This is a genomic window from Salinispora fenicalii (assembly GCF_000514815.1).
GTDB classification, from domain to species: domain Bacteria; phylum Actinomycetota; class Actinomycetes; order Mycobacteriales; family Micromonosporaceae; genus Micromonospora; species Micromonospora fenicalii.
In genome coordinates, this window is sequence record NZ_KI911471.1 from 147,592 (window position 1) to 161,881 (window position 14,290).

The window sequence follows — 14,290 nt, forward strand, 5'->3', positions numbered from 1 at the left end:
CCTCCCGCCGCGCGCACCCCCCTTCAGGATGCATTCGCCAGGTAGGCGTCGATCTCCCCAGCGATTCGTTGCTTGCTCGCGGGGTCGAGGAAGGACGCGGTCACCGCGTTGCGGGCCAGCGCGGCGATGCCCTGCGGACCGAGGTCGAGCAGCCGGGCGGCCACCGCGTACTCGTCGTTGAGGGTGGTGCCGAACATCGGCGGATCATCGGAGTTGATCGTGACCAACAGCCCGGCCTCGACCAGCCGGGGCAACGGGTGCTCCTCGATGCGGGCCACCGCGCGGGTACGGACGTTGGAGGTCGGACACACCTCGAGGGCGAGCTGCCGCTCGGCCAGGAACTCGAGCAGTTCTGGGTCCTCGACCGCCGAGATACCGTGCCCGAGTCGTTCGGCGCCCAGGTCGCGCAGCGCGTCCCAGACGGTCTGCGCCCCGGTGGTCTCCCCTGCGTGCGGCACCGACCGAAGGCCGGCCGCGCGGGCCTGATCGAAGTACGGCTTGAACTGGGGTCGGGGCACGCCGATCTCCGGACCACCCAACCCGAAACTGATCAGGCCATCGGGGCGCTCCTCCAGGCTGATCCGTAGGGTCTCCTTGGCCGCCGGCAGGCCGGCTTCACCCGGAATGTCGAAGCACCAGCGCAGCTCGATACCGAAGTCAGCTGCCGCCCGTTTGCGGGCGTCCTCGATCGCCTCGCAGAACGCCGGCGCGGGAATGCCACGGTGCACGTGCGAGTACGGGGTGACCGTCAGCTCCGCGTAGCGAACCTGCTGGCGGGCCAGTTCTCGGGCCACCTCGTGGGTGAGGAGCCAGACATCCTCCTGATCCCGGATCAGGTCCACCACGCTCAGGTAGACCTCGACGAAGTGCGCGAAGTCGCGGAAGGCGAAGTAGTCGGCGAGGGCCGCCGGGTCGGCCGGGACCGGGCTGCGCCCCTCATGCCGAGCGGCCAACTCGGCGACGATCCGGGGCGAGGCGGAGCCAACGTGGTGCACGTGCAACTCAACCTTGGGCAGGCCGGCGATGAAGGTGGACAGGTCGATCACAGGTTCTCCTCTACGCGGGCGGCGGTACGGGCAACGAAGAAGACGCGGCGGAACGGAAAGCACACCTGGCCCTGCTGCACCGGGTACGCCTCAGCGAGGCGTACGCTCAATTCCTGCCGAAAGTCGGCCCAGTTCGCGGGGTCGAGTGCGGCGCGCACCGGACGTAGCGCGGTCCCCTCCATCCAGCTCAGCACCGGATGGTCGGCGTCGGCGGGAGCCGGAAGCAGGTGCACGTAGCTAGTCTCCCAGGCGTCCACCGCGCACCCCTCGGCGACCAGCAGCCGGGCGTAGCCGACCGCGTCGTCCACGGGCGCGGTGCGGAGCAGTGGGCCGAGCACCGTACGCCAGGCCGGGCGGTTGGCCACCGTCCGCAGTGCTCGGTGCGACGGCGCGTCGAAGTTGCCCGGCACCTGCACCGCGATGACGGCGCCAGCGGGCAGTTCCCGAGCCCAGCGGGTGAGCAGGTCCCGGTGCTCGGGTACCCACTGGAGCAGTGCGTTGCTGATAATCACGTCCTGGTCCCGGCCGGGGCGCCAGTGTCGGACGTCGGCGACGGCGAACTCCACCGGGCTGTCCAGCTTGGCGGCGCGGTCGATCATCTCCGGCGCGGCGTCGATGCCGGTGACCCGGCTGTCGGGCCAGCGTTCGGCGAGGATGGTGGTCAGCGTGCCCGGTCCGCAGCCGAGGTCGACCACGGCCCGGGGGCGGGCGGTCGGCACCCGGGCAAGCAGGTCGTGGAACGGCCGGGCCCGTTCGTCGCCGTAGCGCAGGTATGTCGTCGGATCCCACATGACTCCTCCAAACCGTACGTACGTCTTGTTTAGACTACGGCCCACCGTGAGTCCGGACCAGCCCGAATCACTAGGCTCACCCCATGGAGCAGCGCACCTTTCCCCGGCTGAACCGCGCCGTCGGCGTGGTCGGCCTCGGCACCTGGCAGCTCGGAGCCGACTGGGGCACCGTCAGCGAGGAGGCCGCCCTGCGCATCCTCGCCGCCGCCGTCGACTCCGGGGTCTCCTTCCTCGACACCGCCGATGTCTACGGCGACGGGCGCAGTGAGACGCTGATTGGCCACTTCCTGCGCACCCGGCCCGACGCCAACCTCACCGTCGCGACGAAGATCGGCCGGCGGGTCGAGCAGCGGCCCGAGGCGTACACCCTCACCCATTTCCGAGAGTGGACGGACCGGTCCCGGAGCAATCTCGGGGTCGACACCCTCGACCTGGTGCAACTGCACTGCCCACCGACCCCGGTCTTCGCCGACGACGCGGTCTTCGACGCCCTCGACACGCTGGTCGCCGAGGAACGGATCGCCGGGTACGGCGTGAGTGTCGAGACCTGCGCGGAGGCGCTCACCGCAATCGCTCGGCCCGGAGTGGCCAGCGTCCAGATCATTCTCAACGCGCTACGCCACAAACCCCTGGAGCGGGTCCTACCGGCTGCCGCCGAGGCCGGCGTCGGCATCATCGCCCGGGTACCGCTGGCCAGCGGGCTGCTCTCCGGCCGGTACGACGAACACACCACCTTCGCCCCGGACGACCACCGCACCTACAACCGGCAGGGCCAGGCGTTCGACGTCGGGGAAACCTTCGCCGGCGTCGACCTCACCCTCGGCCTGGCCGCTGTCCGCCGGCTCGCGCCGCTGGTCGGCACGGAGCGGACGATGGCGCAATTCGCACTGCGCTGGGTCATCGACCAACCCGGGGTGACGGTGGTGATCCCCGGCGCCCGCGACGTGACCCAGGCCCAGCGAAACGCCGAGAGCGCCAGCCAGCCCGCCCTCTCCGACCAGGAACGCGCGGTCGTCACCGACGTGTACGACGACCTGGTCCGGCCGCAGGTGCACGACCGATGGTGAACGAGACGAGCGCCCCCGACGGGCGCGAACGCGAATTCGTCCTGCGGGGCTGGCTGGCGCTGGCCCTCGGGCTGCTGGCCGTGGTGCTTGGCGCCCTCTGGACGGTGCAGGGGCTGGGATACATCGAGGGCAGCGTGATGACCGACGTGCGGCTCTGGGCCGTCGCCGGTCCGGCGCTCGCGCTCGCCGGGTTGGCCTCGCTCTGGCTCGGCCTCCGCACCCGCCGCCGCTGAGCCACCGAGCCCCAAAACAACGAGGCCCCGCATCCCGGAATGGGGTGCGGGGCTCGTGTCGATCCGGGCGAGCCGGATCAGCCATTGACCGGCGGTGCGCCGGTCGGCGTAGCTCAGAGGGGGCGGACCTGCTCGGCCTGCGGACCCTTCTGACCCTGGGCGATCTCGAACTCCACCCGCTGGTTCTCCTCCAGCGTGCGGTAGCCGCTGGACTGGATGGCCGAGAAGTGGACGAACACGTCAGCACCCCCGCCGTCGACGGTGATGAAGCCGAAGCCCTTGTCAGCGTTGAACCACTTCACGGTTCCCTGCGCCATGTGTATCTCCTTCTAAAACTGGCGGCCGAGCACGCCGTGCGGCCGGTTGGCCGTTTTCGAGCAGCGGCGCCTGAGGCGGCCCCCGATGAAGGAGACTTCTCTCAACCCACGCCATCTCTCAACAGCGTGGAACAGCAAACCACGTACGCAAAAACTCTGCACAGCCTACCGGACGAAATTCTCTGACATGTGACCTGTCGGATGCCTAAGATCGGCCCGGCCGGCCCCGCAAACCGACGGAAAGGCCCCACGTCGTCAAAATTCGGTGAGTACGCCAGCTCAACTGAGCCGAGATCACTTCGGCCAGTTGCCCGTCACCCGGCGCATCCCCACCGCTCCGCCCCGGTCCACCGCCGCCCGGACGACCGCGAAAATCGCCCCCTGCAACGCCGCCGCGGCCAGAATCTCGCCCCAACCCCGGTCCTCATCGGTGGCGTTCGGCGCCTCGCCAGCACCCGCCACCTTCCACACCTGCTCGAAGATGGCGCCCGCAGCGGCACCGGCGGCGAAACCCAACAAAATGCCGACCGGCTTGTACGCGGTCTTACCCAACCCTCTGCTCACCGACGTCTCCCTCGGACGATCATCAGTACAACGACGGCGGCCACCGCGCCCGCGGCCAACGCGGTGAACGGCACCGGGCTGCCGTGGACCCGCTCACCGCGCGGGCGGGCCCGCCCGCGCACCCGGGCCACCGCCACGGTCGCCTGCTCCCGCATCCGCTCCTTCGCCTGCTCAGTCGAGGAGCGCAGCCGCTTCTTCACATCGGCCTTGGCGGCCAGCGCCTCCATGGTCTCGCTGAGTTCGACCCGGGTCCGCCGGATCTCCTCGCGGAGGGCCTCGGTGTCCCCGCTGGCCCGTCCGTTACCCGTCATGCCTGCCTCCCGTCCTGCGCCGCGGCCTTCCCATCCTTCATCGCTGCGGTGACGGTGTCGACGTCGGCCCGGACGCTGCGCACCGTGCTCGCCGGCATCGGCGGGACCGCCTGGGTGACCTGCTTCTTACCGACCAGGGCGAGGACCCCGGCGGCGACGAAGAGCACCACCGCGACGATCAGGGCGGCCACCCAAGCGGGCAGGACCAGAGCGAGCAGCAGGATCACGGTCGCTGCGAGCGCACCGATCCCGTACAGCACCAGCACCCCAGCGCCACTGAAAAGGCCGATGCCGACCCCGGCGTGCTTGCCCTTCTGGGCCAGCTCGGCCCGGGCCAGCGCCAACTCGTCACGGACCAGCCGAGAGACCTGCTCGGTGGCCCGCTGCACCAGTTCGGCGGTGGACGGCTCGCTCCCGGCCTGGGTTGGGCGGGCGTTCCCCACGTCAGCCATGCTGTCCTCCTCTCCTCGTCACCGCGCTTCATGCCCCCAAGGAGCCGTCCGTCGAACCGTCGCCCGATCTACCAACGCGCGGCGCAGGTCACGGGGTCGCGCAGCAGGTCCCCCCAAAACGCCGTTCCAAACGTTGTTCACTCGACCCAACGTCCCCCGCCCGACCATGTCACGCTAACCCCTCCGACCAAGCCGGCGCAGCCAACGATCGCAGTGGATGCTCGTCGCTGACCCGTCGGTCAGAACCGACCAGCCAGCGGGGTGGAGGCAGTCACGGCGGGAGCGGAGGCAATCAGCGACGGTCAGCCGGAGGCGGGCAGCGGCGGGCGGCGGAGGCGGGTAGGAGGCAGTCAGCGGCGGGAATCGGCCGGCTCGTCCGGGCCGACGAATGCCTCGCTACGCGCGGCGCCATCCTCGCTGCCGCCGAAGATCCGCGCATCGTCGGACCCCGCACCGTCGGCGAGCCGGCCGGCCTGGGGTGGGCGACCGGGCGAGGCCCACTGCCACGGCTGGCCGCCCCCGGCGTCACCGACCTCGGCCCGCATTCGGGGCATCGCGGTCGGCCGCTGCTTCCACACCCAGGCAACCAGGTGCTCACGGACCAGGCAGCGCAGGTCCCAGAGGTTGCCGGCGTTCGCTGCGCTGACCAGCGCGCGTACTTTGATCATGCCGCCGGTCGCGTCGATCACCTGCAACACACAGACCCTGCCGTCCCACAGTTCGCTGCTCTCCGCCAGACGACGCAGCTCCTCGCGCATCGCCTGCACCGAGATCGACCAGTCGACGTCGAACTCGGCAGTGCCGAGCACCGCGGCCTCGGTCCGAGTCCAGTTCTGAAACGGCTTGCTGGTGAAGTACGACGTGGGCAGGATCAACCGCCGGTCGTCCCAGATTCGCAACACCACATAGCTAAGGGTCAGCTCCTCGATCCGGCCCCACTCCCCGTCAACAACCACCACGTCGCCGAGGCGTACGGCGTCACTGAAGGCGAGTTGGAGGCCGGCGAAGACGTTGCCCAGCAGACTCTGCGCAGCCAACGCCGCCACCACACCGACCACACCAGCGCTGGTCAGCACCCCAGCGCCGATCCCGCGTACGGCAGGGAAGGTCATCAGCATCACGCCGAGCGCCAGGAAGACGACCACCGCGATGGTCAACCGGCGCAGGAGCACCACCTGGGTGCGAATCCGGCGGTGCCGGTTGTCCGCCACCTCGACCTGGAACCGGGCGAGCGCGGTGTCCTCGACCACCACCAACAACGCGGCGACCAGCCAGGCCGTGGCGGCAATCACCCCGAGTACCAGGATGTGCAGCAGGGCCTGGCGCCAGCTGGTGCCGGTCGCGTAGCCGGTGGTAAACCGCACGGCGAACTGCACGGCGAGAACGGTCGTCGCCACCTGGAACGCACGGTGCGCGTGCTGGGCCAGCCCGGTCAACAGCAGGGAACGCTGGCCGAGCCGCCGGGTTATCCGGTGCGTGACGCCGACCACTAACAGGGCGCTCGCCGCTGCGGCAAGCGCGGCGACGATCGTCCCGAGATAGCTCTGCACGGTCTCTCCTCCTCACCAACCGGGCGTCGGGACGCCCGGCGAAGGCCCAATGGTGCCGGCGATCGGTTGGGCCGACCAGTTCAGCCCTTCTGGTCACAACAGCGGAGGAGGCAGAAGGCACCGAAGGGGGGATGCCGGAGCGACGACGCTGATAGCACCTGCCCGGAGCTACCGTACGTCACGCCCGCGGCGGTAGCCCCGGAGCGAATAGGAAAATCCGCCCCGGGGCGAACGGGGATTCCGGGCGCTCAGCCCCCCGAACCCTGCGTCAACCGGATAGCGACCTGGTCGGCGCTGACGCTGTCCAGCGTGACTGAGAGCCCGCCGACCTCGGTGGCCGGCTGCCCGGCGGTGAGGGTGAGCTGCTCGCCGGCGACCTCGACGGTCACCTGGTCGTCCTGGGAGCCGATCAACTTGGCCTGGACGCCGAGGATGCTGGCCTCGGCGTTGGTCTCGCGGTCGAAGGTGACCATGCAGCCGTCCAGCCCACAGTCGGTGGAGACCCCCTCGGAGGAGCCGCAGCCGGCCAGCACGGCGGCACCGAGCGCCAGGCCGACGAGGAGGCCGGCGGCCCGACGGGGGGTTTTCGGGGGGAGGGGAACACGTCGGTTCGTCACGGCCCAAGGGTACGAGACGGCCGCCGTACCGACGCTCCGCCGACTTCAGTAGCGCGGGTTAGGGTCGCTCATGCCGTTCGACATCGCCCGCATCCGGGCCGCCTATCCCGCCCTGGCCGAGGGGCACGTCCACTTCGACGGGGCCGGAGGCACCCAGACCGCCGCGCCGGTGATCGCCGCGGTGGCCGAGACGATGGGTACGGCGCTGGGCAACCGCAGCGGCGGCAACCGTCCCGGCCGCCGCTCGCTGGAGCTGGTGGCCGCCGCCCGTACGGCTCTGGCCGACCTGCTCGGCGCAGATCCGGAGGGGGTGGTGCTGGGCCCGAGCGCGACCGCGCTCACCTACACCCTGGCCCGCGCCCTCGGGTCGACCTGGCGACCGGGGGACGAGGTGGTGGTGTCCCGACTCGACCACGACGCCAACGTCCGGCCATGGATCCAGGCAGCCGAGGCGGCGGGCGCCACCGTACGGTGGGCCGAGTTCGATGCGCACACCGGCGAGCTACCAGCCAGCCAGTACCCCGAGCTGGTCAACGAACGGACCCGGTTGGTGGCGGTCACCGCCGCCAGCAATGCGATCGGCACGATGCCCGACGTCGCGGCAATCGCCAAGTCGGCCCACGCCGTCGGAGCGCTGGTCTGCGTGGACGGTGTGCACTCGGTGCCGCACGGTCCGACCGACCGCGCCGCGTTGGGCGCTGACTTCCTGGTCACCAGCGCCTACAAGTGGTCTGGCCCGCACCTGGCCGCGGTGGCGGCGGATCCGGCGTGCTGGGAGCACCTGCACCCGGCGAAGCTGCACCCCTCGGCCGACTCCGTACCCGATCGATTCGAGTACGGCACGCCCAGTTTTCCGCTGCTGGCCGGCGTGGACGTCGCCGTGGACCACCTCGCCGGGCTGGACTCGACGGCCACCGGGAACCGGCGGGAACGGCTGCGGAGCAGCCTGAGTGCGGCCCGCGCGTACGAGGAGGGGTTGTTGGACCGGTTGCTCGACGGTCTCGCCAACCTGCCCGGGGTCACCGTGCTCGGCTCGCCGGCCCGGCGCTGCCCCACGGTCTCGTTCCGGTTGTCCGGCCAGTCTCCGGCCGAGACCCAGGCGGCGCTCGGCGCGGCGGGGTTCTGCCTCTCCGCCGGTGACTACTACGCCTACGAGTACTTCCAGACGTTGGGGCTACGGGACAGCGGCGGGGCGGTACGCGTCAGCTTGTACCACTACAACACCCTTACCGAAGTGGATCGCCTGCTCGACGAGGTGGCGAGGCTCTCCCCCAAGGGCTAACGCGCTTCGGCCGGCGATCAGCCGATCCCGTTCCGAAAGGCTCCGTCGCGGCCGGCGATCAGCCGACCCCGGTCAGGAGCTCCGCCGCGGCCCGACTGCTGGCCCGGGTCGCGCCGTGCGTGGCGATGTGCACCGCCCCGGTGACCAGTTCGGGTACGCCCAGCTCGACGACGACGGCATCCGGGCGGCTGGCCAGAGCACGCGTCACGGCCGCCCGCATCCACGGGTGCCGGTGCAGGTCACGGACGACGAGGACGAGGTGGCGACCACTGGCTTCGGTGGTGAGGTCCGGGGGCACCTCGGCCTCGGCGTACCGGACGGCGGTGGTGCCTGGCTGCAGATCTGTCAGGGGGGCGGCGACGCCCCACGGTGTCTCCGTGCCGATCGCGAGGTTGCGGGGCGGTTCGAACTCGACCACGTGGGCGGGGCCGGCCAGCGGCAGCGCGCCCAGCCCGGCACGGGCCGTCGTGACCCGGACGGCCCGGCGGGCGGCGGCGAAGCCCACCGCCGAGCCGCTGCCGGCCGCTGGGCGGGCGGGCCGGCCGGCCTGACGGGCGGCGGTAGCGGCGGCGAGTTGGTCAACCCGCTTCGCTGCCTCGACGAGGCGTTCCTCGGGCAGTTCTCCCGCCGCGACGGCGGCCACGATCGCGTCCCGCAGCCGCCGGGCCGCGTCCTCATCGGCGTGCTCGCCACCGACGCAGATGGCATCGGCCCCCGCGGCCAGGGCACGTACCGCGGCGCCGGTGAAGCCGTATCGGTCGGCGACCGCGCGCATCTCCACCGCGTCGGTCACCACGACCCCGGCGAAGCCCAGCTCGTCCCGGAGTAGGCCGGTGAGGATCCGCCGGCTCAGGGTGGCCGGTAGGTCTGGGTCCAGCGCGGGCACGAACAGGTGGCCGGTCATGACCGCCTGCACGCCCGCGGAGAGCGCGGCGCGGAACGGGGTCAGCTCCACCGCGTCCAACCGGCTCCGGTCGCCGGCGATCCGGGGCAGGCCGTGATGGGAGTCGACCTGGGTGTCACCGTGCCCGGGGAAGTGTTTGGCGCAGGCGGCGACACCGCCAGCTTGGAGGCCCCGCACCCAGGCGGCGGTGTGCCGGGCGGTCAGATCCGGATCCGCACCGAAGGAACGGACTCCGATCACCGGGTTGTCCGGATTGGAATTGACATCGGCGTCCGGCGCGTAGTTCAGGGTGATCCCGAGCGCCGCCAGCTCCGCGCCGAGGTCGTTGGCCACCTCCTCGGTCAGCAGCGGATCGTCGACCACGCCGAGGGCCAGGTTGCCGGGGCGGGAACTGCCAAGACCCGACTCGATCCGGGTCACATCACCGGCTTCCTCGTCGATGGCGACGATGACGTCCGGCCGCTCCGCGCGCAGCGTCGCGGTCAGCGCGGCGACCTGCTCCGAATCGACCACGTTGCGGGCGAAGAGCACCACCGCACCGAGTCCTTCCCCCAACCAACGGCGCACCCAGGACGGGGCGGTGGTGCCGACGAAGCCCGGTTGCAGAACGGTGGCGGCCAGGGATGCGAGATGTGCCGCACGTGCATTCACGCCGCCACCTCGGGCCACTCGGCAATCCAGTCGGTCATGTCCCTCCTTCATCCCTGCACCCGGCGGCGGCGCTTTGCCATGGTCACATCACGCGAATAAATAGTCAATAAACCTAACAGTTGCTGAGTCGCGACCGGCCCGGGAGAGTTCAGGGATGGACTCCGAACTCCTGGCCGAGGCGACGAGCCCGGCCGACATCCCCGGCGTACGCCTCCTCGGTGTGGTGGTGGGCGGCCTACTGCTGCTCGCCGCGATCCGAGAAATGTTCCGCCGCTGAGCCCGCTCCGAATCACCACTGGCCACCCCGGACACCCGACTCAGCACGGACGGCTGCAGCCCACCCGGACCTCCGACTCAGCACGGACGGCTGCAGCCGACTCGGGCACGACCGACACCGGTCAGGTCTCGGCCAACAGTTCGAGGACCCCGCGCTCGGCATCCTCGCGGGGCATCCACCGACCGACCGGCGCCAGCACTCCATCGTGGTAAAGATCCACCACCCGGGGATCGACATAGGACGTACGGGCCACCGTGGGGGTATTCCCGAGCAGCCCTGCCACCTCACGCATCACCGCGGCCACCGCGCGGCGGCGAGCGGTGGCCGACCGCTGGCCGCCAGCAGCGGCCAACCCAGTGGCCGCCAAAACGGTGGCGTGCCAGGTCCGGAAATCCTTCGCGGTCATCTCCCCACCGCTGGCCACCCGCAGATACCCGTTCACATCATCTCGGCGCACGTCCCGCCAGTGCCGGCCGTCCCAGTAGCCGAAGAGCCGAGCCGCAGCGCGCCGGCGACGTCGCAGGTTGGCCAGGACCCGACACAGCACCGGATCCTCAATCCAACGAAGTTGTTCGACGCCACCCTTCGCCGGAAACTCAAGGACCATGCAGCCGCGGCGGGAGTAGGCGTGCTCCGGACGCAAAGTAGACACCCCGAACGTCGGATCGTCGCCGGCCGCGTACTGCTCGCTGCCCACCCGGAAGGCACCCAGGTCCAGCAGTCGAGCCACAGTGGCCAATACCCGATCCCGGTTCAGCCCCCGACCGTCGAGGTCCTCCGCGATGCGCTCGCGCAACCGGGGCAACCGCCGGGCCACCTCGAGCACGTGGTCAAACTTCGCCTCGTCTCGCTTGCGCCGCCACTCCGGGTGATACAAGTACTGTCGACGACCAGCAGCGTCAATGCCGATGGCCTGGATATGCCCATTCGGATGCGGCGAGATCCACACGTCCTGCCAGGCCGGTGGGATGACGAGGTCACGCAGGCGTGCCAGCCGATCCGGATCACGGACCGGCTCGCCGGCCGGATCATAGAAGCCCCAGCCCCGGCCGCGCCGGTGGCGCCGGTAGCCGGGCCGGCCCGGATCACTACGCCGCAGTCGCACCGGTCGTCCGCACCATCCGCTCCACCTCGGCCACGGCGACCAGCACCTGGTCAACGTTGACCGCCGCCAGCGCCGGATGGGGGACCGTCCCGTCCGGCGCCGAATGGTCCCCGCCGCCGTCCGTCCCGAGGCACCGGTGCCACGTCCGTTCGGGTGGCGGCCCCCAATGGGCCGGCGAGTGGGGACCGAAGAGGACCACCGAGGGAGTGCCGTAGGCGGTGGCGAGGTGGGCGATGCCGGTGTCGCCGCTGATCAGCAGGCGGGCGTGGGCGACCAGGCCGGCGAGGTGGCGCAGGTCGGTACGGCCGGCCCGTACGGTGTGCCCGGGCAGCCCGGCGAGCTGCGCGACCCGGCGGGCTAGGGGTTGCTCGGTCGCGTCGCCGGTGATGACGATCTCATGGCCGGCGCGGGCGAGCTGGCGACCGAGGGCCGCGAACCGCTCCACCGGCCAGCGTTTGCCCGGGACTTTCGAGCCTGGATGCAGCACAGTCACCCCGGTCGGGGTCCGGCCCGGTGCTGGTCGGCGCAGGCCCAGGTCAGTCGGGTCGGTCGGAACTCCGTGCCAGGCCAGGAGGCGGCACCACCGACGGACTTCATGCTCGTCGGCCCGCCAAGAGGGGCCGTCGTGGTGCCCAGCGGCCCGGTTGGCGAAGGCGAACAGTTGACGGGGGCGGGTACTGACCAGCAGGCGGTGTGACTCGGGCCCGCGGCCGTGCAGATTGACCGCCAGGTCGGGGGCGGGGCCGCGCCACCTCAGGTGAGTCAGGCCGGCGGTATCGACCAACTCGTCAATCCCGCCGATCAGCTCGACCAACGGGGCCAACCAGCGCGGGGCAAGCAAAACCCGGCGCTCGTCGGGGTAGTAGCTCTGCAGGGCACGCAGGGCCGGCACGGCGGTGGCGAGGTCGCCGAGGCCCAGCGCACGAAGGATTAAGATCACGGGTAGGAGGACTCCTGTTCAGCGCAGACGACCAACTCCCGGACGGCGCAGCCCGCGGGTTGGGTCAGGGCGAACAGGACCGCGGCGGCGGTGTCCGCGGGGTCGTTGAGGATCGCGTCGGGCCCGGGTCGGTACTGCGGGTCGCGCTCGTCGAAGAAGGCGGTACGCATGCCACCGGGGATCAACAGCGTCACACCGACCCGACCGGCGAGCTCGGCGGCGAGGGAGCGAGTGAACCCGACCACCCCGAACTTCGCCGCGCAGTACGCCGTCGCGTCGCTGACCGCCTTGACCCCCAGCGTCGAGGCGACGGTGACAATTCGGCCCCGAGACGCCTCAAGGAACGGCAGTGCCGCCCGGATGACGGCGGCGGTGGCGAGCAGGTCTACCGTGACGATCCGGTCCCAGACCTCCCCCGACAGATCGGCCAGCCGACCCGGTACATCCATTCCGGCCGCTGTCACCACGGCGTCCAGGCCGCCGTGGTTCGCGGCGAGTTCCCGGGTGGCGGCCTCGGCCGCTCGGGTATCGGCCAAATCGCACGCCGCCCACGGCACCCCCGCCGCCGGGGGCTGCCGGTCCAACACCAGCGGTCGCCCACCCGCCTCGGCCACCGCCGAGACCACCGCCGCACCCAGCCCGCTCGACCCACCGGTCACCAGGACCGTGTGCCCGGCGTTCATCGGATCCCCGCCGAACGATGGGTCGTCACCCCGGATGGCGGGTCTCCCCGCAGCACCGCGGTTGCCGCCGATCTGGTGGCGCTGGCCTCTCCCCGCCGATGTGCTGCCGCGATCAGGTCAGTGGTCGAGCGCCCATCCAGGTACGGCACCACCACGGTGTGCCCACCCCACCGCCGAACCAGGTCCGCCTCCGGCAACACTGGCTCGCCACCACCGGTGGCATAGTCGCCACCCTTGACCCAGATATCCGGCCGTAGCCAGGTCAGCGCCGCCTGTGGAGTCGGATCGTCAAAGACCATGACCGCATCGACGCAGCCCAACGCGGCGAGGAGGCGGCTGCGGTCACCCTGCGACATCACCGGCCGGTCCGGACCCTTCAACGCCGCGACGCTGGCATCGGAGTTGAGGCAGACCACCAGGCAATCGCCGAGTTGACGGGCGGCCTGCAAGGTCGCCACGTGCCCCGCGTGCAGCAGGTCGAAGCAGCCTCCGGTCGCGACGACGGTGCCGCCGGCGGCGCGCACCTCGGAGACAACCGTGGCGGCAGCCGCCACGCCGACGCGCTCGGCTGGGACACCCGGCACCACTGATGGCAACGGCCCAACCGGTGGCGGCAGCATGCTCGCCACTCCCCCACCCACCACGTACGCACACGCCTCGGCGACCGCCTCCTGCACCGCCTCGGAGACCAACGCACCTCGCCCCAGGGCGATGGCGGCGGAGGCCGCGAACCGATCCCCCGCACCGCAGGTATCCCCGTCCGCTGTGGAGACCGCGGGCACGATCAGCGGCGTCGGCCCGGCGTGGCAGAGGAGCGCTCCCTCCCCACCCATCGTCACCGCGACCGCCCGCGCCCGCCACCGCTGACGCAACTCCAGCGCCCCCCGCGACGCGGTCACCAGCCGAGTCTCGTCCGGCGGCACCTTCGCCAGCTCGCGCACCTCGGACTCGTTGGGCGTGGCCAGATGCACCCCGGGCACCGCGGCCGGCCCCCGGGGATGCGGATCCCAGACCACCGGCGCCCGGGTACCGGCCAACGCCGCCCGCAGTGCGGGCTGCCCGGCCACTCCACGGCCGTAGTCGCTGACCAGCACAGCGGCGGCCCCGGCGATGACCCGCAGCACCGCTTCCGCCGGCGGGCTGGGCTCACCGACGACACCGCCGCGGTCATGGCGCAGCAAGACCCGGCCCTGCGACCGCAGCCGGACCTTCTCCGGAGTCCCACCGGCCAGCCCAAGGGCATACACTCCGACGCCGGCCGCGGCGAGAAGCGAGCTGAGCCGGGCGGCACCGGCATCGTCGGCCAGAGCGGTCACCAGGACGACCTCGGTGTCCGCCGCCGCCGCGAACATCGCGGCCAGGCCGGCACCGCCCGGCCGGTCGGTGGACGACGTCTCGTCGAGCACCGGCGCCGGCGAGTCCGGACAGAGCCGGTTCACCGCCCCCTCCACATCCCGGTCGAGCAGGGTGTCACCGACCACCACCAGAGGTCCCCTCACA

At 71.3% G+C, this 14,290-nt stretch carries 17 protein-coding genes; 4 read left to right on the top strand and 13 right to left on the bottom strand.

Annotated elements, in window-relative coordinates; genetic code table 11:
- Positions 1 to 23: 23 nt before the first annotated feature.
- Together B116_RS0118480 and B116_RS0118485 are read right to left on the bottom strand one after the other, a co-directional pair.
- Positions 24 to 1,046 (bottom strand): adenosine deaminase, encoded by a 1,023-nt coding sequence (locus B116_RS0118480; RefSeq protein ID WP_018722726.1) that lies wholly within the window; start codon positions 1,044 to 1,046, stop codon positions 24 to 26.
- Positions 1,043 to 1,837 (bottom strand): trans-aconitate 2-methyltransferase, encoded by a 795-nt coding sequence (locus B116_RS0118485; protein WP_027660920.1) that lies wholly within the window; start codon positions 1,835 to 1,837, stop codon positions 1,043 to 1,045. Before B116_RS0118485 ends, B116_RS0118480 begins: the two co-directional genes overlap by 4 nt.
- 83 nt (positions 1,838 to 1,920) lie before the next feature.
- On the opposite strand from B116_RS0118485, the gene B116_RS0118490 reads away from it, so the two are divergent.
- Together B116_RS0118490 and B116_RS0118495 are read left to right on the top strand one after the other, a co-directional pair.
- A complete protein-coding gene (locus tag B116_RS0118490; RefSeq protein ID WP_027660921.1) occupies positions 1,921 to 2,904 on the top strand; it encodes an aldo/keto reductase in 984 nt (327 codons plus the stop codon).
- Positions 2,898 to 3,137, top strand: coding sequence for a hypothetical protein (locus tag B116_RS0118495; protein ID WP_027660922.1), 240 nt, complete (start codon positions 2,898 to 2,900; stop codon positions 3,135 to 3,137). Before B116_RS0118490 ends, B116_RS0118495 begins: the two co-directional genes overlap by 7 nt.
- A gap of 113 nt (positions 3,138 to 3,250) precedes the next feature.
- Here B116_RS0118495 and B116_RS0118500 read toward each other — a convergent pair whose 3' ends face one another.
- The 6 genes from B116_RS0118500 to B116_RS0118525 all read right to left on the bottom strand — a co-directional run bounded on the left by B116_RS0118500 (position 3,251) and on the right by B116_RS0118525 (position 6,948).
- On the bottom strand, positions 3,251 to 3,454 hold the full coding sequence (locus tag B116_RS0118500; RefSeq protein WP_013732668.1) for a cold-shock protein: 204 nt from the start codon (positions 3,452 to 3,454) through the stop codon (positions 3,251 to 3,253).
- 294 nt (positions 3,455 to 3,748) lie between these two features.
- A complete protein-coding gene (locus B116_RS0118505; RefSeq protein ID WP_026321805.1) occupies positions 3,749 to 4,018 on the bottom strand; it encodes a DUF4235 domain-containing protein in 270 nt (89 codons plus the stop codon).
- A complete protein-coding gene (locus B116_RS0118510; RefSeq protein WP_018722721.1) occupies positions 4,015 to 4,329 on the bottom strand; it encodes a DUF3618 domain-containing protein in 315 nt (104 codons plus the stop codon). The genes B116_RS0118505 and B116_RS0118510 overlap by 4 nt, the downstream gene beginning before the upstream one ends.
- A complete protein-coding gene (locus tag B116_RS0118515; RefSeq protein ID WP_018722720.1) occupies positions 4,326 to 4,781 on the bottom strand; it encodes a phage holin family protein in 456 nt (151 codons plus the stop codon). The genes B116_RS0118510 and B116_RS0118515 overlap by 4 nt, the downstream gene beginning before the upstream one ends.
- 350 nt (positions 4,782 to 5,131) lie before the next feature.
- The gene (locus B116_RS0118520) at positions 5,132 to 6,331 is read right to left on the bottom strand and encodes a mechanosensitive ion channel family protein (RefSeq protein ID WP_027660923.1); all 1,200 of its coding nucleotides are present in this window, start codon (positions 6,329 to 6,331) and stop codon (positions 5,132 to 5,134) included.
- Positions 6,332 to 6,579: 248 nt separating this feature from the next.
- A complete protein-coding gene (locus B116_RS0118525) occupies positions 6,580 to 6,948 on the bottom strand; it encodes a hypothetical protein (protein ID WP_018722718.1) in 369 nt (122 codons plus the stop codon).
- 70 nt (positions 6,949 to 7,018) lie between these two features.
- Here B116_RS0118525 and B116_RS0118530 point away from each other — a divergent pair, with 70 nt between their 5' ends.
- On the top strand, positions 7,019 to 8,230 hold the full coding sequence (locus tag B116_RS0118530; protein ID WP_027660924.1) for a cysteine desulfurase-like protein: 1,212 nt from the start codon (positions 7,019 to 7,021) through the stop codon (positions 8,228 to 8,230).
- A gap of 58 nt (positions 8,231 to 8,288) precedes the next feature.
- On the opposite strand, the gene B116_RS0118535 is transcribed toward B116_RS0118530, so the two are convergent.
- On the bottom strand, positions 8,289 to 9,785 hold the full coding sequence (locus tag B116_RS0118535) for a glycoside hydrolase family 3 protein (protein ID WP_027660925.1): 1,497 nt from the start codon (positions 9,783 to 9,785) through the stop codon (positions 8,289 to 8,291).
- Between the two features lie 154 nt (positions 9,786 to 9,939).
- Between B116_RS0118535 and B116_RS28680 the strand changes: the two genes are divergently transcribed.
- Positions 9,940 to 10,062: a hypothetical protein gene (locus B116_RS28680; RefSeq protein WP_263404928.1), complete on the top strand. Its 123-nt coding sequence runs from the start codon at positions 9,940 to 9,942 to the stop codon at positions 10,060 to 10,062.
- Between the two features lie 121 nt (positions 10,063 to 10,183).
- Here B116_RS28680 and B116_RS0118545 read toward each other — a convergent pair whose 3' ends face one another.
- The 4 genes from B116_RS0118545 to B116_RS0118560 are packed head-to-tail and all read right to left on the bottom strand — an operon-like array spanning position 10,184 to position 14,289.
- Positions 10,184 to 11,167 carry a DNA topoisomerase IB gene (locus B116_RS0118545; RefSeq protein ID WP_027660926.1) on the bottom strand — a complete coding sequence of 328 codons (984 nt, stop codon included), beginning with the start codon at positions 11,165 to 11,167 and terminating at the stop codon, positions 10,184 to 10,186.
- A complete protein-coding gene (locus B116_RS0118550) occupies positions 11,151 to 12,107 on the bottom strand; it encodes a glycosyltransferase family 9 protein (protein WP_027660927.1) in 957 nt (318 codons plus the stop codon). The genes B116_RS0118545 and B116_RS0118550 overlap by 17 nt, the downstream gene beginning before the upstream one ends.
- Entirely contained in the window at positions 12,104 to 12,790 is a 687-nt protein-coding gene (locus B116_RS0118555) for an SDR family oxidoreductase (RefSeq protein ID WP_027660928.1), read from the bottom strand. The genes B116_RS0118550 and B116_RS0118555 overlap by 4 nt, the downstream gene beginning before the upstream one ends.
- Complete coding sequence (locus tag B116_RS0118560) at positions 12,787 to 14,289, bottom strand: PfkB family carbohydrate kinase (protein WP_027660929.1); 1,503 nt, start codon at positions 14,287 to 14,289, stop codon at positions 12,787 to 12,789. Before B116_RS0118560 ends, B116_RS0118555 begins: the two co-directional genes overlap by 4 nt.
- Position 14,290: the final 1 nt, after the last annotated feature.